This is a genomic window from Pedobacter zeae (assembly GCF_014196715.1).
GTDB classification, from domain to species: Bacteria; Bacteroidota; Bacteroidia; order Sphingobacteriales; family Sphingobacteriaceae; genus Pedobacter; species Pedobacter zeae.
Genome location: NZ_JACIEF010000001.1, coordinates 1,129,670 through 1,150,349 on the forward strand (window position 1 = coordinate 1,129,670; position 20,680 = coordinate 1,150,349).

Genomic DNA, 20,680 nt, shown 5'->3' on the forward strand with positions numbered 1-20,680 from the left:
AATAAACATAAAAAAAAGAGCCCCGAAATTTCAGGGCTCTTTTTTTTATGCGGACTCGGATTATTGTTTAGGCAAAGCGTCTAAACGTTTCTTAATATCGTCGTAATTTTTAGTATCGTTTCTAAACGCATAAATTGTTTTCAGTGTTTCCAATGCGCCCTGGTTTTTCGCATCGATCTCTAATGCCTTTTTATAAAAAGGAAGCGATTTATCTAACAAAGCATTCATTTTGCCAGTTACTTCGTTAAATTCCTTCACTTTTTTAGAGTCGATTTTATTTCTGTCGGCCTGTAATTTTAAAGCCTGACTAAAATAGATATTACCCAGTAAAACCTGATAGTTAGCATTATTAGGTTCTTTTGTCGCCAGGGCTGTTAACATCTGCTCAGATTTTGCGGCATCACCCCTATCGATATAAATCTGTGTTTCAGTCTTGATCCAATCGGTATTATCAGGGAATTTTGCAGTAGCTTCTTTAATTAAGGCCAATGCAGCGGTAGTATCTTTTTGTTTGCTTAAAACAGCGTTGATAATTTCAGAATATAAATCTTTAGACTGTGGAGAGTTTAAAGAAATTACCTTTTTAAACTGGGTAATCATGTCCGGATAATTTTCGATATTCCTTGCTGCAATACCTGCATTTAAATACATGGCAGTATCTTGAGGATTGATTACCGTGGCCGCTACAAATTTTTCATAAGCTCTTTTGTAATCTTTCTTATTGTAAGCGATTATACCGCCGTTCCTAACAGCATTGCTGATGTTGGTTTCAGCCAGATTAATGTTGTCTTTTTCATTTCCTTTGGTATCCAGTTTTTTAGCTTCCGCAATTGCATCCTGGGCAATTTTCAAATTGGCATCAGCATTTGCTGCACTGGTTGAATCTAAAATAGCTACAGAAGAAGCAAATAATGCGCGGTACGACCATGCTTCAGGCATTACCTTAGATTTCTCATCTGCAATGGCTTTATCGGTATGGGCCAGTCCTTTTGCCAATGATTCCAGTTTTTTCGCCAGAGGTGTCGATGCATTTGCAGAAGTTAGCTGGAATAATCCCCAGTCGTTCTTTGCTGCGGTTACTTCACTTTTCTGAGCAAAAGCAGCACTTACCGCACCTGCCAGAAATATACTTAGAACTACTCTTTTCATAATTTTTATTCTAATCTTAATTTTAGTTAATTTTCCTCTTCGGTTTCGTTATTTGTATCCTCCTCCTCTTCAGTGTCATCCGCTTCTGGAGTGGTATCAGCCTCTAATTCCTCACCATCTACCACTACACTTTCCAGATCAACTGTTTCTTCTTCATCCTCTTCATGATCGATTTTGGTTACCGATGCAATTTCATCATCACCTTTTAACGAGATCAGACGCACACCCTGTGTTGCACGTCCCATTACCCTTAAAGCTGATACCGGAATCCTGATCACAATACCCGAACGGTTAATGATCATCAGGTCTTCACTATCCGTAACGTCTTTAATGGATACTAATTGTCCTGTTTTCTCGGTAACATTAATGGTTTTCACCCCTTTTCCACCACGATTGGTTACACGGTAATCTTCAATATCAGTACGTTTTCCATAACCTTTTTCTGACACCACCAACACGGTAACTTCAGGATTGTTAACAGCAATCATGCCAACAACTTCATCCTGGTCGTGAGCGAGCCTAACACCACGTACACCGGTAGCTGTTCTACCCATCGGACGCACGGTTTTTTCGTTAAAACGGATGGCCCTTCCTGAGCGTAAAGCCATTACAATTTCGCTTTCGCCATTGGTTAAACAGGCTTCCAATAGGATATCGCCCTCGTTGATGTTGATGGCATTGATACCATTTACACGCGGGCGTGAATAGGCTTCAAGAGAAGTTTTCTTAATGGTACCTTTTTTAGTACACATAATAATGAAATTGTTCTCTAAGTATTCCTGATCTTTAAGATTTTTAACCTTGATATAGGCTTTGATTTTTTCTTCTTTAGGGATATTGATAATGTTCTGGATGGCCCTTCCCTTACTGGTGCGAGAGCCTTCAGGAATTTCGTACACCCTTAACCAAAAACACCTTCCGGCTTCGGTAAAGAACAGCATGTAGTTGTGGTTGGTGGCCACCAGCATGTGCTCAATAAAATCTTCATTCCGTGAGGTACTACCCTTCGATCCTTTTCCGCCCCTGCCCTGCGCTTTAAATTCGCTAGCAGGTGTACGTTTAACATATCCTTCATGAGAAATGGTGATGACAACTTCTTCATCATCGATAAAATCTTCCATGCTCATGTCTTCGGCAGAATGAACAATGGTCGTTTTACGTTCATCGCCGAATTTTTGTTTTACTTCCTCTAGCTCATCTTTGATGATTTTCATACGTAAACCCTCATCTGCGAGAACAGATTTCAAATATTCGATGGTTTTCATCAATTCTGCATATTCTTCTTTGATTTTATCCCGCTCCAGTCCTGTTAAACGACGTAAAGTCATATCGAGGATTGCACGTGCCTGAAGATCGCTCAAACCGAATTTTTCCATTAAACCCAGGCGGGCATCCTCAGGAGTTTGCGAAGCACGGATCAATTTAATTACTTCATCTAAATGATCTAGCGCAATTAAATAACCTTCTAAAATATGTGCACGTTTTTCCGCTTCAGCCAGTTCATATTTGGTGCGGCGAACAATAACATCATGACGGTGATCTACAAAATGTGCAATCAGGTCTTTAAGGTTCAGCATTTGTGGCCGCCCCTTTACCAATGCAATGTTGTTTACACTAAAAGAGGTTTGCAGCGCTGTATACTTATATAAGTTATTTAATACGATGGAAGCATTGGCATCGCGTTTAATTTCGTACACGATACGGATACCATCTTTGTTCGATTCGTCTTTAATGTTGGCAATACCTTCCAGTTTTTTCTCCCCTACCAATTCGGCAGTACGCTCAATCATCTGGGCTTTATTTACCTGGTAAGGAATTTCGGTTACGATAATCAGCTCGCGGTCTTTAACGCTTTCAATTTCGGCTTTGGCACGCATTACAATACGGCCACGCCCGGTTTCAAAAGCTTCTTTAACACCGGTGTAACCATAAATGATACCACCTGTAGGGAAATCCGGAGCTTTTACAAACTTCATGAGTTCTTCTACTGTAATATCGCGGTTATCGATGTAGTTTACCACACCGTCTATTACTTCGGTAAGGTTGTGTGGTGCCATATTAGTGGCCATACCTACGGCAATACCACTCGATCCGTTAACCAGGAGGTTAGGGATTTTTGAAGGTAAAACGGTTGGTTCCTGCTCGGTATCATCAAAGTTTAACTGAAAATCAACGGTATCTTTGTTAATATCAGCAACCATTTCTTCGGCAAGTTTACTAAAACGGGCCTCAGTATAACGCATTGCAGCTGGCGAATCGCCATCGATGTGACCAAAGTTTCCCTGTCCATCTACCATCGGGTAACGCAGGCTCCAGTCCTGGGCCATACGCACCATGGTAAAATACACCGATGCATCACCGTGCGGATGGTATTTACCCAATACCTCTCCCACAATACGGGCAGACTTTTTATAAGGCTTACCACTCGTTACACCCAAACCAAGCATGCCATAAAGCACACGGCGGTGTACCGGTTTTAATCCATCGCGTACATCAGGCAATGCCCTCGATACGATTACCGACATTGAATAATCAATGTAGGCCGATTTCATCTGCTCTTCTATGTTAATTGGAATGATTTTGTCGTTCTGTTGATTCTCTAAATCTTCTGCCATAAATTATTATTCTCGTTACTTAAAACGATATTAAAAAAGGTATTACTATAACCTTGCGAATTTAACAAAATTATGCCGAATTAAGGCATTGTGGAAAAGTTTTGACCTTTGTTAGAGGTTTTTTATTCCCAGGTAGATTTTAATTTACTGAAGGCCAGTTTAAGAGTTTTTGAATTAAATCCATCCGATTTCAAAAACCTGGTAGATTTGTAGAGAACTAAAATTGAGTTTGTGGCTTAATTCTAATACTTTTGCGTTTCAACCCAAAGAAAATGGCTAACAAGAAAAAATCTGCAATGAGTTTTATTATGATTACCCTCCTGATCGATTTTACAGGTTTTGGGATCATTATTCCGGTTTTACCAAAACTTATACAGGATTTTACCGGCGGCGGTTTTGGTCTGGCTGCTGAATATGGCGGCTGGCTTACGCTGGCATATGCATCGGTGCAGTTTATATTTTCGCCTATTATTGGTGCCATGAGCGATCGTTATGGCCGTCGCCCCGTGTTGTTAAGTTCGCTTTTCGGCCTGGGCATCGATTATATTTTCCTGGCTTTTGCCCCTTCTATTATCTGGTTATTTGTTGGGCGGATTATTGCGGGTATTACCGGCGCAAGCTTTACCACGGCTCAGGCTTATATTGCCGACATTTCAGCACCTGAAAAGCGGGCACAGAATTTTGGCCTGGTAGGTGCTGCTTTTGGTGTAGGCTTTATTTTGGGCCCCGTGCTGGGTGGTGCTTTCAGTCATTTTGGTACCCGCGTGCCTTTTATGGTAGCAGCTGGATTATCGTTGATTAACTGGCTGTATGGTTATTTCATTTTACCCGAATCGTTACCAGTAGAAAAACGCAGGGCCTTCGATTGGAAAAGGGCAAACCCGATCGGTTCATTGCGCAGTATAGGTAAATACCCGGCCTTATTGGGCTTAATGGCTACCTTATTCTTATTGTATTTTGCCAGCCATTCGGTTCAAAGTAACTGGACCTTCTACACCATGGAAAAATTTAACTGGGATGCATCCTGGGTAGGTTATTCACTGGGTTTTGTAGGTTTGGTTATCGGTGTTGTGCAAGGTGGATTAATCCGGATAATTCTACCCAAGATTGGCGAAAAGAAAGCCGTTTATTTTGGTTTAATGCTGTACGTAATAGGTTTTGTGGCTTTCGCTTTTGCAACAAAGGGCTGGATGATGTTTGCCTTTATGCTTCCGTATGGTTTGGCTGGAATTGGCGGACCGGCTATGCAGGGGTTAATTTCGAACCAGATCCCGGCAAATGCGCAAGGCGAAATGCAGGGTGTTTTAACGGGTTTACAGAGCCTGGCTGCTATTTTTGCACCCTGGGTTATGACACATATATTTGCTTATTTTATTGAAGGCCAGGCGCCTGTTTATTTTCCGGGTGCGCCATTTATATTGAGTGCGGTTTTAACGTTGATCGGTTTGTTTATCGCCTTCAGATCGTTGAAGAAATACCACTAGCACAAATATCTTATTTCCCGCAGTCCCAAGAAGATCAGCGCAGATTAAAAAAGCGTTCAATCTGTGTTTTTTTGTGAAATCAGCGGGAGGTAAATAAGATTAGTCCTTATCAATTTGCCCACAGATTTAAGAAGATTAACGCAGACTTAAAAAATGTACTCTTATCGCGTTTTCTGCGGAATCAGCGGGAGGTAAATGAGATTAAACTTTATAACAACTCGTTCGCCAGGTTGGCCAGCTCACTCCGCTCCCCTTTATGTAAGGTGATATGCGCATATAATGGATGATTTTTCGCATTTTCTATCAAATATGATAAACCATTACTTTCCGAGTCGAGGTAAGGCGTATCAATTTGGTAAATATCGCCGGTAAAGACAATTTTGGTATGTTCCCCTGCCCTCGAAATAATGGTTTTCACTTCGTGTGGGGTTAAATTCTGTGCTTCGTCTATAATAAAGAAAATTTTGGTTAAAGTTCTGCCTCGGATAAAAGCCAAGGGCGCGATGGCAATCTTTTCAGTGGTAATTAATTCGTCTATTTTATCCGACATTTTATCATCACCGGCGAATTGCTCTTTGATGAACCGCAGGTTATCCCATATAGGTGCCATAAAAGGATCTGTTTTCGATTTGGCATCACCCGGTAAGAAACCAATGTCTTTATTGCTCAGCGAAACAATTGGCCGGGTAACATAGATCTGCCTGAAGTTTTTGCGCTGCTCTAAAGCACTTGCCAAAGCCAATAGCGTTTTACCTGTTCCGGCATTGCCCTGTATGCTCACCAGTTTAATGTTGGGATCGAGCAGCGCATGTATGGCAAAAGCCTGTTCAATATTTTTGGGTTTGATTTTAAAAACGGGGCTGGTAGAAACTGCCGAAATGGTTTTTAAGCTGTTGTTATAAAATACGCTGGCATTTTTCCGTTTATTTTTTAAAATATAAAAATGGTTGGCATTTTTTGCCGGCAATCCAATATCGTTGGCTGCCAAAAAAGGGTGTTGTTTCACCGCTTCGATTATTTCGGGCGAAAAATCGGTTAATTCTGTTTTACCGGCATAAAGTTCATCTACATTTTTAATTTTTCCGGTTTCATAATCCTCGGCATTTAACGAAAGTGCTTTGGCCTTCAACCTTAAACAGATATCTTTTGAAACCAGTACCACATGTTTATGCGGATATTCGGCTTTTAAACTTAAGGCAGCATTTAAAATTTTATGGTCGATTTTACCTTTCCCGTATACTTCCTCGGCATTTACTACCAGCTGATTTTCATTCAGGATTACCTTAAATTTACCAGAATTGGCTTTTTTTAATGGCGTCCAGTCGCTGATGAGTTTCTGCCGGGCCGTTTCATCTATTAAACGGATAAAGCTCCTGGCCTCAAAATTACGGGTATCGTTGCCGCTCTTAAAATTATCGAGCTCCTCAAGTACCTGGATCGGAATGGCTACATCATGTTCGTGAAAATTGTTGATCGCATCATGATCATACAGGATTACGGAGGTATCTAAAACGAATATCTTTTTTAACGGACTGGAAATTAATTTACCTTTTTTGGCCATTTGGTAAATTTAATATTTTAGTGATAAAATAAGGCAAATTGATCGAATGATCTTTTTTATTTAACCACAGATAACACGTGTGTATTTGGGCTTAAAAGCAGCATTATGCTCAGGGCAAAATAAAAACGGGGACTTCTTCTTTCGATTCTTTCCCCGTTTTAACTTTAAAAACAACCGTGGTTGTATTTTAAAGCATCAAATCGTTTGTTACTTTGATCTTTCCGTTTTCGTTAGGTTTTGCAACTTTTACGATCCGTGAAAATTTATTTCCAACTCTTCCATTCGTAAACTTCTTAGTTTTCCATAAGCTCTGTCTGGGCCTTTTCGATTTTCTTATCTTCCGACCTTGCGGTGGCAATGTATATTCTTAATCGGTTTAACCCTTTCAGAAATCAATCGTTTTCCCTGTAAACATTCCGAAACAATTTCCCTTTCGGTTCTTTATCTCTTTTGGATTGCTTTATCAGAATTCAAAGTACTTCGTATTTGATATGATCTAATTTAGAACGAAAAGCTTCATTTGTCAAGTGAAATGTAAAGGTTTTTATAAACAAAGTTATTCACTTAAAAACGTTGGTTATCAACATTTTATATTTCTTAAATAGGTATTTGCATAGCGCTTTAAGCATGTTGGCCATGGTTATTAACAATTGGCCGGTATTTACTTATAAACAATTATTATTGTTTTGTTAATCAGTTGTTTACCGATTTTCTGCTTAAAAATTTAAAAAAAGCAAAAAACTTAATTTTAATCGCAACAAAAAAAATAGCTATTATGTTATTTTTGTAATATGCAGATCAGGCAACCCATTAGAAATATACAGGACTTTTTATTGAGTACGTACTTTGCCGACGGTCTCCGTATTACTATTGGTGTGCTGCTCCCCTCTTTAATTCTTGCCCAGTTTGGTATGTTAAAATATGGGATGACCTTGTCGCTCGGCGCTTTATGCGTAAGTGTGGTCGATACCCCGGGTCCGATGGTACACCGCAGGAATGCGATGCTCATTACCACTGCTTTAATTTTTACCTTTTCTATGATCACGGGTTTAACCAATAAAAACCATTTTTTTATCGGATTTTTGTTGGCCATATCGAGCTTTGTTTTTTCGATGTTTTACATCTATGGTGTCAGGGCGGCAGCGGTAGGTACTGCGGTGCTGTTAATCATGGTATTAAGTATTGATGACATCAGGCCCTGGCAAGAAGTATTGTTATCTGCGTTTATGGTACTGGTGGGTAGCCTTTGGTATACCGGTTTAAGCTATTTTGTTTACCGCTTGCGACCTTTCCGTCTTGTACAGCAATCCTTAAGTGATTCTATTATAGAGGTTGCAGAGTTTTTACGCGAGAAAGCCAAATTTTATCATCAGAACAACAACTACGATAAAACCTATACCGAACTGTTACAGCTTCAGGTTTCCGTTCATGAAAAACAGGATGCTGTGCGCGAATTACTGTTCAGGACACGCGAGATCGTAAGGGATTCGACACCAGAAGGACGTTTTCTTTTATTGGTGTTTGTAGATATGGTTGACCTGTTTGAGCAGGTAATGTCTACCTATTATAACTACCAGCAGCTGCACGATCAGTTTGATAAGGCAGGGATTTTATCTGACTATGAAATGGCTATTAAACGGATTTCTTATGCACTGGATGATATAGCCTTTGCTTTAAAAAGTGGTAGAACGCCAGTTATTTCGAAACGTTTGCTGATCGAAATTGAACGGTTGAAGATCAAAATCAATAACCTGGAGAAAAATAACGAAAACCAGGAATACAATACCCTGGGTATTATTGCACTGAAGAACATTGAGGTTAACATCGAAAATATCCTTGCCAGGGTAAAAACCATTTTCAGTTATTTTAAGGTAAGGAACAGTAAGGAAATCCGTCAGGCGGAAGTAGATACCGAGAAATTTATCACCAGGCAGAAGTTCGATTTTAAACTGTTTACCGAGAATTTAACTTACAGTTCTTCAACTTTCAGGCATTCGTTAAGAGTTGCTGTGGTTATGCTTTTGGGTTTTGTGGTATCACAGCTCCTTAATTTTTCGCATAGTTACTGGATTCTGCTTACCATCCTGGTGATCTCAAAACCAGGATTCAGTTTAACCAAAGAGCGTAATTACCAACGCTTAATCGGCACTACCATAGGCGCATTTATCGGTATGGGCGTGGTAACATATGTAAATGATAAAAACACGCTGTTTGTAATCCTGTTGATCTGCATGATCGGTTGTTATAGTTTCCAGCGGAAGAACTATGTGGTAAGTGTACTTTTTATGACCCCCTATATCCTGATCCTCTTTGATTTTTTGGGTATGGGAACCATTGCCCTGGCCCGAGAAAGGATTTACGATACCTTTATTGGTTCTGGGATTGCGTTGCTGGCCAGTTACTCGCTATTCCCAACCTGGGAGCATGAGAAACTTAAAGAAGCCATGCTCGATATCCTGAAGGCCAATAAAGCATATTACGAACAGGTAACTAAATTATATTTCGAAAAGAACTATAACCGCACAGAATATAAGCTGGCCCGGAAAGAGGTTTATGTAAGTACTGCCAATTTAGCCTCGTTATTTCAACGGATGTTCTCTGAACCTAAAAGCAAACAATTGTTTATTGAAGAAGTGCACCAGTTTACGGCACTTAGCCATTTGTTGTCTTCTTATGTTGCAACGCTTTCGCTTTACAATAAGGAACATCAATTTATCTTCGAAAGTTTCGATGCCTTAAAACCGGTTGCCAATAACACCAATTATTTGTTAGATGCTGCAATAGACAATTTGGAGCAAGGAACCGGCGCAATTGACCATGTGCCACTCATCCGGTTAAATGATAAGGGCTTAGCGATAAAAAAAGGTGAAGATTTGGTTCCGGAACAATTCGATCTTATCCAAAAGGTAGCTTACGATATCTACAAACTCTCGGTAAAAATTAAGATTTAATTTAAAAAATTGATCTTGTAGTAGCTTCCCTGGTTACGATTTCTAATGCGAAGTGGGTTTTGGGGAACAAACCCTGTTAAAACAAAGGCGGGCATAAATTGTTAATTAGGGATATTAAAAAATTTATGGAAAAGCTATATACCGCTGAAGTTACAGCTATTGGAGGAAGAGATGGGCATATTAAATCGAGCGATGGAATTTTAGATTTCGATTTAAGAAAGCCAAAGGAACTTGGCGGACAGGGAGGTGCCACCAATCCGGAAGAATTATTTGCTGCTGCCTGGGGACCATGTTATCTAGGGGCGCTGGCTAGTGTAGCAGAGCGCGAAGGTGTGGATGTTAGTGAAGCTAATGTGAAAGTATTGGTTTCCTTTAACAGAGATGGTAATGCTTTTGTACTCTCTGCAGATTTAGATGTTCACATTCCGGGCATTTCGCATGAGGAAGCACAGCTTTTGGCTGATAAAGCACATCGGGCATGCCCCTATTCTAAAGCTACAAAAGGAAATATTGAAACAAGGGTAACTGCAGTATAAACAGGTTAGTTATTTTCTTGTTAAGGCGAGGTCAGATGTTACCATCTGACTCTAAAATAGATGATAAAACAGGACTTGATTTGGTGTCAGTTGGAAACAACTGACATCACGAATAAAAAGAAAGAATGATAATAAAAAATCCCGGTTAAGCCGGGATTTTTTTATTTATTATACGGGCACACTAAAATTATACTCCCGGTTAAACAGCTTCTTCTTTAATCCTTGTGTTTTCAGGACGGCCATTTTTGAAAGCCTCGCGGGTTTTTAAACCCAATAGTTCAAACATGGCCATATCATCTGTAAATGCAGGATTTGGTGTAGTTAATAATTTGTCGCCTGCAAAAATAGAACTTGCGCCGGCCATAAAGCAAAATGCCTGCTCTAAGGTACTCATTTCATTTCTGCCTGCTGACAAACGTACCACCGAGTTTGGCATTACAATACGTGCGGTGGCAATCATTCTCACCATATCCCAGATCGGAACCCGCGGCTGGTTTTCTAAAGGTGTACCTTTTACCGGAACCAAAGCATTAACCGGAACCGATTCAGGATGTTTCTCCATGTTCGATAAGGTCTGCAACATCGACACACGATCTTCTACCGTTTCGCCTAAACCGATAATACCTCCGCTGCAAACGGTTAATTTTGCTTTACGGACATTTTTAATGGTATTTAAACGATCATCGTAGGTTCTGGTCGAAATAATACGTTTGTAATCATCTTCAGATGTATCGATGTTATGGTTATAGGCATATAAGCCGGCATCAGCCAAACGCTGTGCCTGATTTTCGGTAAGCATACCCAAAGTACAGCAAACTTCCATATCCATATCGTTCACAGCCTTAACCATTTCAATAACACGGTCAAAATCGCGGTTATCGCGTACTTCGCGCCAGGCTGCACCCATACACAAACGTGATGCACCGCCTTCTTTAGCCTTAACAGCAGCACTAACTACCTGGCTAACCTGCATTAAAGGCTGTACTTCTAAATCGGTATGGTAACGGGCAGCTTGCGGGCAATAGGAACAATCCTCTGCACAACCTCCGGTTTTTATAGAGATCAATGAACTAACCTGAACTTCATTGTAATCTTTATTTTCCCTGTGGATAGTAGCGGCTTCGTAAACCAGATCCAAAAATGGTCTGTTATAAATTTCGTATATTTCTTCTTTTGTCCAATCGTGTCTGGTTGTTTGCATGTGGATCAGATTTAATTTTATTCGTCTTAGTTTAATTCGCAGGCCGCCTATTCAGTTTTTCAGATATAGAATCCCGAATTCACAAAACCGGGCAGGTCCTGATTATAATAAAAGTTTACTGGCCAACCCTAAAATCAAGAGGAAGCCAAAAACGTCGGTAAAAGTAGTAATAATTATAGATGATGCAATGGCAGGATCTATACCTACACGTTTTAAAATAAGTGGAATACCGGCCCCTGTAATACCCGCAATGATCAGATTACCCGTCATAGCCAGGAAGATAACCAATCCAAGCATTGGATTTCCATCAAAAAAGAAGGCAAAAATAAATACGATTAATCCGTTAGCGGCGCCATTAATTAAACCAACTGTAAATTCTTTTAAAACTGTTCTGTAAGCTTGTTTATCTGTTAAATCGTAAAGTGAGATACGCCTCACCGTTACAGCAAGCGCCTGGGTGGCTGCATTTCCGCCCATGCCGGCAATAATGGTCATATAGGCAGCCAACGAAGGAATCAATTTAATGGTTGGATCGAAATAACGCACCACCGATGAAGCTAAAAAAGCGGTACCCAGGTTGATAATCAGCCATGGTAAACGCGATTTTACGGCTTCTATCCAGTTACCGCTTAATTCCTCATCTTCTGATACCCCTGAAATTTTGAGGATATCCTCAGTGCTTTCCGCCTCAATTACATCGATCACATCGTCGAAAGTTACCCTTCCCAATAATTTCTGGTGTTCATCTATTACCGGAATACTGGTTAAATTATATTGAGAAATCAGGTTGGCTACTTCTTCCTGGTCGGTATCAGGATGAACATAAACGGCATCTATTTTAACCAATTCGGTTATTTTGGCATTGTGTTTTGCCTTAATGATGTCTTTTAACGAAACAATGCCTTTGAAAACTTCCTCGTCATCTACCACATAAATGGTATAAAACTCTTCCATTTCCTCACTTTGACGGATAATTTCGTCAATTGCATCTTTTTTGGTCAGGTTGATGTTTACACAGATCAGCTCTGTATTCATCAAACCACCGGCCGTTTTTTCGTCGTAGGTTAAAAGGTTCCTGATTTCTGAGGCATGATCTTCGGTAAGGTCTTCCAGGATTTCGTTCTGCTCATGATCTTCCAGTTGCGAAATAATATCGGTTGCATCATCATAATCCAGCTCCTCAACAATTTCGGTACGTTTATCGGGATGAAGCTCAAAGAGTAAATCTTCCGGATGCGATTCTTCATCCATTTCCGAAATGATCTCCGAAGCTATCTCTGCAGGAAGTAAGTTTATAATGTGCCGTTGTTCGGATTTATCCAAACGTTCGAACAAAATCGCAATTTCTGAAGCATGGTATTCCTCTAAAACTGCCTTTAAAGTTTCATCACCAGCTAAAATTGCATTTTTAACCTTGAGTACGTCGCTTTTATCTATTTCGAATGACTGCATCTATAACCTAACCAAAACGTCCTAAAGCCATAAATATAATTAAAAATTGATTTTAAAACCCCTTAAAATTTATTCTAATCTTTTTATTTATCCTATTGAATAGTAATTATTCATTTAGAATCAGATAACCAGCTTACGGTGGTTAAGATTAAACCGATGAATAGCAAGGGATTAGTATCCACATTAACTTGAATTATCATTCTGTAAAGCGGAGATAAAAATATTCGGGTTTGTGGCAAAATGATTGGAAATCAGCTGAGGGGTTTACTGCTGTGTAACAGTTAGAGATTACAGGGTAACCTCTTTTAACTCCCGGTACAATACCCTGCACCAAAAGCGGCCAAAAGAATAAAATTAAACCATATGTAAAATGCATGATGCAAGATGGGGCTTTCTGATAGAAAAACTTAAATTAGGAATCAAATTATACCCATGAAAAGGATTTTAATGATTGCATTTTCGTTGATGAGCTTATCTGTTATGGCACAAAAAACCGACACTGTTTTTCTAAAGAAGCTAATGGAAAGCAAACCTGAACTTTTTTCTGCAGTACTCCATCGGCCAGGCTATAATCAAATACAGATCCTTTATACCCAAATTGACCGCGATGCCAGGAATAAACCTATTTTCAAAACCTTTAGTTACGCATTAGATCCGCGCCATTATTTTTATCCGGCAAGTACAGTTAAACTGGCTGCCGTAATTTTTGCCCTCGAAAAGGTAAATAGGCTAAAAAGTACCGGTTTAACCGCTAAAAGCATCATGATTACCGATAGTGCCTATAAAGGGCAAACAAGAGTTTCGAAAGATACCAGTGCCAGGAACGACTTGCCTTCTGTTGAGCATTATATTAAAAAAATACTGCTTACCAGCGATAACGATGCTTTTAACCGGTTATTTGAATTTATCGGCCGTGCAGAAATCAATAAAAAGTTAAAAGCAAACGGGTTAAATGATAGCCGGATTCTTAACCGCTTAGCCATTGGCGATGCCGGCGAATCGGCTAAACATACCAACCCGGTTAAATTTTACAATGGCCGTAAATTGGTGTATGATCAACCGGCACAATATGATCCAAAAGATTATGAACTGCAGTTAACCAATCTGGTAATGGGTAAAGGTTATCTGGACAGTGCCGATAAGTTGGTGAACAAACCATTTAGTTTAGCTGGTAAAAATGCTTTTTCCATTAACGATCAGCAGAAATTGATGCAGAAACTGATCTTTCCTGAAGCTTTCCCGGTGAATGAACGATTGAAGCTCACTGCCGAAGATTATAAGCTGATTTATACTTATATGAGCAAATACCCAACAGAAAGTGATTTCCCAAAATATGATCCGAAAGAATTTTGGCCTACTTATGCAAAAATGCTTTATTACGGACGGGAACAGGTAACGCCAGATCCCAACATCAGGATTTTTAATAAATATGGCGACAGCTATGGTTATATTATCGATAATTCTTTCTTCGTTGATTTTAAAAATGGTATCGAATTTTTCCTGACAGCGGTGGTTCACAGTAATGAAGATGGGATTTTTAACGATAACAAATATGAATATGATACCGTTTGTTTCCCCTTTATGAAAAATCTGGGGCAAAGTATTTACGAACTGGAATTAAAACGGACAAAAAAGTTTAAGCCAAACCTGAACAAATTCAAAATGGATTATAATCGTTAAAACCTTTCTCTTGTTTAATGGTTTATAGCCTATAAATTGTCTAAAAAACTATACATTAATTAAAAAATAATATATTCGCATTTCAAATAGAAGAATACATCTACAATGGCTAAATTATTAATAATTGACGATGAACGAGCGATAAGGAGTACTTTACGCGAAATTTTGGAATACGAAAATTACGATGTTGAAGATATCGATAACGGTATTGATGGCCTCGAAATGATCAAAAAAGGAAATTTCGACCTGGTTCTTTGCGATATCAAGATGAATAAAATGGACGGTATGGAAGTGCTCGAACAGGCACAGATCATCAAACCGGATTTACCTTTTATCATGATATCCGGGCATGGAACCGTTGAAACGGCTATCGAAGCCAGTAAAAAAGGAGCCTTCGATTTCATCTCGAAACCACCTGATTTAAACCGTTTACTGATTACGGTCCGAAATGGTTTAGACCGTGGAACTTTAGTTACTGAAACCAAGGTTTTAAAGCGTAAGGCAAGCAAAACCCGCGAAATTTTAGGCGTATCAGAGAGTATTTCAAAAATTAAGGAAACGATTGAGCGTGTTGCCCCTACTGATGCCCGTGTATTGATTACCGGTGCAAATGGTAGTGGTAAGGAATTGGTAGCCCGTTGGTTACATGAAAAATCGAACCGTGCAGATAGTTCATTAATTGAAGTTAACTGTGCTGCAATCCCATCTGAACTGATTGAAAGTGAATTGTTTGGTCACGAAAAAGGCTCATTTACGTCTGCCGTTAAACAGCGTATCGGCAAGTTCGAACTGGCTAATGGCGGAACTTTGTTCCTTGATGAGATTGGCGATATGAGTTTATCAGCCCAGGCAAAAGTATTACGGGCTTTACAGGAACATAAAATTTCGCGCGTTGGCGGTGAAAAGGAAATTGAAGTAAATGTGCGCGTTTTAGCGGCAACCAATAAAGATTTATTAAAAGAAATTGAAGATGGTAATTTCCGTATGGACTTGTACCACAGGTTAAACGTAATCAATATCCATGTACCACATTTAACAGAACGCATTGACGATATTCCTATAATTGCCCAGAACTTTTTAGAAAGTATATGCAGCGATTACGGAATGCCGGTTAAGAAAATAAATGATGCTGGAATGGCCGCATTACAGGCTTTACCATGGACAGGTAACGTACGTGAACTGCATAATATGATCGAACGATTGATCATATTGAGCGATAAGGTAATTACCGAGAACGATGTACGTGCTTTCGCGAATCCGGGGGGCGGAACCAATATCGGTGCGGCTAACAGCACACAGCATGCAGCGGCAGGCAGTTCGGCATTAGCCTCTTCTTTTGATTCATTTAGCAATTTCCAGGATTATAAAGACCATGCTGAACGTGAGTTTATCAAATTCAAACTGGAAAAAAACAATTGGAATGTTTCAAAAACAGCTGATGAGATTGATATTCAAAGAAGCCACTTGTACAGTAAAATTGAAAAATTTGGCTTAAAGAGAGCGGAATAGCCCCTACAAAAGTTGAAAAGTTATCATATTGGAATGTTTGAAGGTTCTCCGGACAACATTCCAATTTTTTATACATTTCGTCATCTCGACTGAAGTGCAGCAGAATGGAGAGATCTGTATTTTAAGATTTCTTCCTCCAGCTTTGCGATCTAATAAGATCATTTGAAACTTAAAGGTGCTTGGAAACAGCCGGTACCTGAACAATTCGTAGCGACTAATGCATTGAACTTTATAACATTGAAAAATTTGGCTTAAAGAGAGTGGAATAGCCCCAACAAAGGTTGCAAAGTTATCATATTGGAATGTTTGAAGGTTCTCCTGACAACATTCCAATTTTTTTATACATTTCGTCATCTCGACTGAAGCGCAGCGGAATGGAGAGATCTGTATTTTAAGATTTCTTCCTCCAGCTTTGCGATCTAATAAGATCATTTGAAACTTAAAGGTGCTTGGAAAACAGCCGGTACCTGAACAATTCTCAGCGACTAATGCATTGAACTTTATAACATTGAAAAATTTGGCTTAAAGAGAGCGGAATAGCCACAACAAAAGTTGAAAAGTTATCATGTTGGAATGTTTGAAGGTTCTCCGGACAACATTCCAAATTTTTTATACATTTCGTCATCTCGACTGAAGCGCAGCGGAATGGAGAGATCTGTATTTTAAGATTTCTTCCTTCAGTTTTGTGATCTAATAAGATCATTTGAAACTTAAAGGTGCTTGGAAATAGCCGGTGCCTGAACAATTCTTAGCGACTAATGCATTGAATTTTATAACATTTCAACTTTCCAACATTAAACAATCTTAACTCAGATAATCGTTCTGCCTCATCAGCAAAGCCCTGTACTTATTAAAGATAGCTGTTTTAGAAACAAAGCCTAGGTATTGATTCTGTGCGGTAAGCACAGGTAAAATCCACACATTATCCCGTTCCATTTTCTCCAGTACCATTTTCAGGTCATCGTTTTCTGTTATGGTATTCGGTGCAGGCCGAACCAGGCTCGAAGCCAGTAAATTATCCTGATCGGGATGATTAATCATTTCATTAAAAAGCTCCTCGATATAAATAATGCCTTTAAAATTACCCAGCTCATCGGTAACGGCACAGATATTTTTATGCGATTGCAAAATTTCATTCATCTTAACCGGAATACGGTCGTTCATCTGTAACTGGGGATAACTTTTCTCGATCAGGTATTTCAGTTTCATCTGGTTTAAAACCGTTGTGTCTTTATCCTCGTGAGATAGTAATTCTCCCTTATCGGCCAGTGCCTTGGTGTAAATGGAGTGTTTTTGCGAGCTGCGGTTAATGGCATAAGAAATCGCAGTGGTGATCATTAATGGAACCATTAGAATATATCCCCCTGTAATTTCAGCAATTAAAAAAATACCGGTTAAAGGTGCATGCATAATGGAACCTAAAGCAGCGGCCATACCCGCCACGATAAAATTAGAAACATTAAGCTGTGCTATTCCCGACAGGTTTACCACATAAGCAAAGATAAACCCGATTAATCCTCCCATAATTAAACTGGGCGCAAATGTACCACCATTACCTCCCGCACCTAAAGTAACAAGGGTGGCGATAGATTTCATAAAGATGGTAACTACCGTAAATAGTACAACCACAGCCGAAACTGAGCTATAGTCGGCAAAAATACTGTTGTTGATTACCGTATGATAATCACCTTTTAACAGCCCTTTTATCGTAATGTAGCCTTCACCATATAAAGTTGGAAACAGAAATACGAGAACTCCCAGCAGCAAACCGCCAACCATTACTTTGGTGTAAGGATGTTTTATTTTGTAGAATAATCCTTTTACCGCATAATTTGCTTTGGTAAAATAGATAGAAAATAAACCAATAAAACACGCCAGTATAACATAGTAAAATAAAGCATTAACCTGCCACCCTTCGGTAACCAAATAGAAAAGTTGTTGGGTGTAAAATAATCTTGCCACTACTGCTGCGGTTGCCGCCGACAACAGAAGCGGAATAAATGCAGGAATGGTAAATTCGGGCAATAAAATTTCGATGGCAAACACAATGCCCGCTACCGGACTGTTAAAAGCACCCGCAATACCGGCAGCTGCGCCACAGGCCACAAGCATGGTAACCTCACGGTACGATAAACCCAATACACGGCCAAGATTGGATCCGATTGCTGATCCACTCGTTACAATTGGAGCCTCTAAACCTGTGGAGCCACCAAAGCCAACCGTAACTGCTGCAGTTATAATCTGGGAGTAAATATTATGTGCTTCTACCTTGCTTGATTTTTTTGAAATGGCATAAAGCAAAGGCGTTAAACCCGTTTCGAATTTGCTTTTACGGATAAAGTATTTGATGTACAAAACCGTTAAGAAAATACCGATCATCGGAAATATAAAGTACAGGTAATATTTATACTTCCAGTGCCAATCTGATTGGAGGAATTCTTCAATATGGTGAGTTAAACTTTTTAAAGCGGCAGCGGCCAGTCCAGCTAAAATCCCAACAATTACAGCAAGGATAATTAAGAAATTACGGTTTGATATTTTAGATTTCCGGTACTGGTTGATCTTATCAAGGTAATTTACAAATCTGATGTACATTCTATTGTTTTTTAAATAGAGGGCGATGGCCAAAAGTAGCAAAAACAAAGAAAGACGCCAATTTAAAGACTTCTTTTATGCGTCGAACTTGTCCAGTAATTTAATTAATGTTGCAAAATCTTTAGGGTATGGCGCATCGATCACAATATCCTGATCATCAAGTCCTTTAAAAACCAAATGACGGGCATGTAAAGCAAAACGTTTCATGATTGGTTGCTCATCTTCGCCTTTGGTTAATCTATAGCCCCTTTTAATCGAAGAAAGAAAAACGGGTTTACCTTTATACATTTCATCACCAACAATAGCAGCTCTTTGCGTGGCCAGGTGGATACGGATCTGGTGCATTCTGCCGGTAATGGGTTTGCACTCTACCAAAGTATAGTGTTTGTAGTATTTTAAAGAATTGAATATCGTTTCAGCCCGTTTTCCTTCAACCCTGTCAATGGTTACATTTTTATTGCCATCGTTTAAAATGGGTAGGTCAACAGTTAAATCATCAAAAATAACATGGCCATCAACCACTGCATGATAGGTTTTACTTACCTTTCTTCTCTCGAACTGCATAGAAGCATGGCGGTAACCTTCAGGGTTTTTTGCAATAATTAAAGCGCCGGAAGTTTCTTTATCTAAGCGGTGACAAACCTGTGCATCATCACTGTATTGTTTGGCCAAGCGCAACACATTGGTTTCACCAGATCCACCACGCTCATCAAGCGAGGCTAAAAATGGTGGTTTGTTGATCACAATAAAATCGTTGTCTTCAAAAAGAATAAGGTCTTTAAAATTGGTAAATTTCAAACTGTGCTTTAATTAATGAAGTGCAAAAATACGATTTTATTTTTTTAAGACGGCCGTCACCCCGAATTTATTTCAAGGTTTAATAAGAAGGATACTGAAGTGAATACGAGCAAACAATATAGAAGAATCGTCTTTTCTACTGGAGCCAACCGGTTTTGCCAGCAGCGAAATGGAGAAATCTATAGAGAAGGATTTAGCTGGGCTGAACACTCCGTGGTTCTCGACTGCGTTGCACTCCGGTCGAAATGATGATCCAGCAGAAGGCTTTCAGCCATATTGATTCTTATACAATAAATTATCCCTCAGAATGGCAACATAAAAAAACACAGATTAATCATCAGGTAAATACCTTTATTAATCTGTGTTTATATGTGGTGTGAAAAATTGCTTAGGAAAGTTCAAACTTATAGCCTACTCCTTTTACAGTCGAAACATAGGTTTCACCTAATTTTTCCCTTAATTTACGGATGTGTACATCAATAGTCCTGTTGGTTACCACGACCGAGTCTTCCCAGATATTTTTTAGGATCGATTCGCGGGTGTAAACTTTTCCCGGTTTCGAAGCCAATAAATACAGGAGTTCAAATTCTTTTTTGGCCAGCACTACTTTGTTTCCGGCTTGAAAAACCAGGTAAGCTTCGCGGTCGATGACCAAATCGCCAATTTCCAACTTGTTTTCAGATACTTCTTCCGTCCCTGCATTTCTTCTTAATATAGCGTTAATGCGGCTAACCAGGGCACGTGGCTTGATCGGTTTTGCAATGTAATCATCAGCGCCTACATTAAAACCTGCAATTTCGGAATATTCTTCACTCCTGGCGGTTAGGAATACCATAAATGTATTCTTAAATTCAGGAATGGCACGCATTAAACGGCAAGCCTCTATCCCATCCATTTTAGGCATCATAATATCCAGGATGATTAAATCCGGATGAACCTTTTTCGCAACAGTAATTCCTTCCTGGCCATTGGTAGCTGTGAAAACCTGATAACCTTCTTTCTTTAGGTTATACTCAATAAGTTCCAGAATATCTGGTTCATCATCAACAATTAATATTTTCTGACCTGCGTTGTTCATAGTTAAATATTTGTTACGAAAGTAGTATCTGTGATGCAGTATTTAGTTAAGCTTAAGTTAAGAAATTGTTA

At 39.3% G+C, this 20,680-nt stretch carries 13 protein-coding genes; 5 read left to right on the forward strand and 8 right to left on the reverse strand.

Going from position 1 to position 20,680, the window contains the following annotated elements; translation table 11 throughout:
- Positions 1–60: 60 nt before the first annotated feature.
- Together GGQ60_RS04765 and gyrA are read right to left on the reverse strand one after the other, a co-directional pair.
- Positions 61–1,149, reverse strand: a complete 1,089-nt coding sequence (locus tag GGQ60_RS04765; RefSeq protein WP_183760375.1) for a tetratricopeptide repeat protein — start codon at positions 1,147–1,149, stop codon at positions 61–63.
- A gap of 26 nt (positions 1,150–1,175) precedes the next feature.
- The gene (gene gyrA, locus GGQ60_RS04770; RefSeq protein WP_183760377.1) at positions 1,176–3,764 is read right to left on the reverse strand and encodes a DNA gyrase subunit A; all 2,589 of its coding nucleotides are present in this window, start codon (positions 3,762–3,764) and stop codon (positions 1,176–1,178) included.
- 272 nt (positions 3,765–4,036) lie between these two features.
- Here gyrA and GGQ60_RS04775 point away from each other — a divergent pair, with 272 nt between their 5' ends.
- Positions 4,037–5,248: a TCR/Tet family MFS transporter gene (locus GGQ60_RS04775; protein ID WP_183760379.1), complete on the forward strand. Its 1,212-nt coding sequence runs from the start codon at positions 4,037–4,039 to the stop codon at positions 5,246–5,248.
- Between the two features lie 208 nt (positions 5,249–5,456).
- Here GGQ60_RS04775 and GGQ60_RS04780 read toward each other — a convergent pair whose 3' ends face one another.
- On the reverse strand, positions 5,457–6,809 hold the full coding sequence (locus tag GGQ60_RS04780; RefSeq protein WP_183760381.1) for a PhoH family protein: 1,353 nt from the start codon (positions 6,807–6,809) through the stop codon (positions 5,457–5,459).
- A gap of 791 nt (positions 6,810–7,600) precedes the next feature.
- Between GGQ60_RS04780 and GGQ60_RS04785 the strand changes: the two genes are divergently transcribed.
- Positions 7,601–9,760 (forward strand): FUSC family protein, encoded by a 2,160-nt coding sequence (locus GGQ60_RS04785; protein ID WP_183760382.1) that lies wholly within the window; start codon positions 7,601–7,603, stop codon positions 9,758–9,760.
- A gap of 125 nt (positions 9,761–9,885) precedes the next feature.
- The gene (locus GGQ60_RS04790; protein ID WP_183760384.1) at positions 9,886–10,296 is read left to right on the forward strand and encodes an organic hydroperoxide resistance protein; all 411 of its coding nucleotides are present in this window, start codon (positions 9,886–9,888) and stop codon (positions 10,294–10,296) included.
- Positions 10,297–10,495: 199 nt separating this feature from the next.
- Here the strand turns inward: GGQ60_RS04790 and bioB are convergent, their stop codons facing one another.
- Together bioB and mgtE are read right to left on the reverse strand one after the other, a co-directional pair.
- Entirely contained in the window at positions 10,496–11,497 is a 1,002-nt protein-coding gene (gene bioB, locus GGQ60_RS04795) for a biotin synthase BioB (RefSeq protein ID WP_183760386.1), read from the reverse strand.
- Positions 11,498–11,599: 102 nt separating this feature from the next.
- Positions 11,600–12,949: a magnesium transporter gene (gene mgtE, locus GGQ60_RS04800; protein WP_183760388.1), complete on the reverse strand. Its 1,350-nt coding sequence runs from the start codon at positions 12,947–12,949 to the stop codon at positions 11,600–11,602.
- A gap of 432 nt (positions 12,950–13,381) precedes the next feature.
- Between mgtE and GGQ60_RS04805 the strand changes: the two genes are divergently transcribed.
- The gene (locus GGQ60_RS04805) at positions 13,382–14,629 is read left to right on the forward strand and encodes a serine hydrolase (protein ID WP_183760390.1); all 1,248 of its coding nucleotides are present in this window, start codon (positions 13,382–13,384) and stop codon (positions 14,627–14,629) included.
- 105 nt (positions 14,630–14,734) lie between these two features.
- The gene (locus GGQ60_RS04810) at positions 14,735–16,138 is read left to right on the forward strand and encodes a sigma-54-dependent transcriptional regulator (RefSeq protein WP_183760392.1); all 1,404 of its coding nucleotides are present in this window, start codon (positions 14,735–14,737) and stop codon (positions 16,136–16,138) included.
- 804 nt (positions 16,139–16,942) lie between these two features.
- Here the strand turns inward: GGQ60_RS04810 and GGQ60_RS04815 are convergent.
- From GGQ60_RS04815 to GGQ60_RS04825, 3 genes are all read right to left on the reverse strand, one after another.
- Complete coding sequence (locus tag GGQ60_RS04815; protein ID WP_183760394.1) at positions 16,943–18,733, reverse strand: chloride channel protein; 1,791 nt, start codon at positions 18,731–18,733, stop codon at positions 16,943–16,945.
- A gap of 75 nt (positions 18,734–18,808) precedes the next feature.
- Positions 18,809–19,531 carry an RluA family pseudouridine synthase gene (locus GGQ60_RS04820; protein WP_183760396.1) on the reverse strand — a complete coding sequence of 241 codons (723 nt, stop codon included), beginning with the start codon at positions 19,529–19,531 and terminating at the stop codon, positions 18,809–18,811.
- A 388-nt stretch (positions 19,532–19,919) separates the two neighbouring features.
- Complete coding sequence (locus GGQ60_RS04825; protein ID WP_183760398.1) at positions 19,920–20,609, reverse strand: response regulator transcription factor; 690 nt, start codon at positions 20,607–20,609, stop codon at positions 19,920–19,922.
- Positions 20,610–20,680 lie beyond the last annotated feature (71 nt).